Genomic DNA, 1,079 nt, shown 5'->3' on the forward strand with positions numbered 1-1,079 from the left:
CTGCGGGCCGGCGCCGGCGCAACGGCCGGGGCCGGCACCGGGGCGGGACGCTGGCCGAAATTGTAGCGCAGGCCGAACAGCAGCGACTGGGTGAAGCCGTTGGTCGTGTCGGCGTTGCCGACCGAGCGCGCGCCGGCGCCGAGGCCGGGGTAGTAGTAGGCGTCGCGCGAGCCGTCGAGCGCGCCGATCGCGCGGTATTCCGCGGTGAAGGCCAGGCCCGGGACGTCCGCGAGAGGGTAGGCCACGCCGACGATGCCCTGGTAGGCGAAGACCGAGTTGGTGCCGACGACGTGCAGGTAGTTCGACCCGTTCGCCTGGTTGGACTGGCGGATGTTGTTCCAGTTCTGGATGACGGTGCCGATGCCGGCGCCGACATAGGGGACGACCGGCCAGCCCAGGTTGAAGTCGTAGAAGGCGTTGACCATGAAGCCCCAACTGAAGGCGTTGCCGGCGTAGTTCGAGCCGGGGCCGAAGCCGACATTGGACACGCGCATGCTGTCCACGTCGTTGTTGCGGTAGTTCACCTCGAACTCGGCGCGCAGGCCGTTGCCGAAGCCCCAGCCGACGCTGCCCACGCCGGCGAAGCCGACATCGAACTTGGTGTTGCCGGAGCCGCTGCGGGCGGGGTTGGTCGGGAAGGTCGTGGTGACGTCGGCGCTGTCGAGCCAGTTCCAGCCGATCGCGCCGCCGACATAGATGCCGCGGACCTGCTGCGCCTCGGCCGCGACCGGCAGCGACAGGATGGTGGCGGCCAGCAGCGCCTTCCTGAGTGACATCGTCCTACTCTCCTTTCCCGCGCGCGCGACGGGCCGAGGCCATGGCCGTCCCGGCGCATGCCCCAACCCCTGGGCGACGAACCGAATCCCGCTCCGCCCTGAAGTTATGCAACAAAACAAGACTCACGCAACATTTTCCTCACGCCTTTGGCCGAAAAAGAATGCGCTGTTCGGCCTTCTTGCGAATTCAGTGGACCCGGCCGCCGGCGAGCCCTCTCCATCGCTTCTACCGGGAGGTCGGACAGCCCCAAAAGAAAAGGGGCGCCTTGCGGCGCCCCTTCCCGTTGTCCGGATTGTCCGGCG

General features: G+C 67.9%; 1 protein-coding gene. It reads right to left on the bottom strand.

Translation table 11 applies throughout. The annotated features are described in order from the left end of the window. Positions 1 to 776, bottom strand: a 776-nt coding sequence (locus ACLF3M_RS35280) for an outer membrane beta-barrel protein (RefSeq protein WP_430661693.1), incomplete at its 3' end; no start/stop codon positions are given. Between the last annotated feature and the right edge of the window lie 303 nt (positions 777 to 1,079).

It is taken from the genome of Falsiroseomonas sp. HW251 (assembly GCF_050563545.1).
Classification (GTDB): domain Bacteria; phylum Pseudomonadota; class Alphaproteobacteria; order Acetobacterales; family Acetobacteraceae; genus Falsiroseomonas.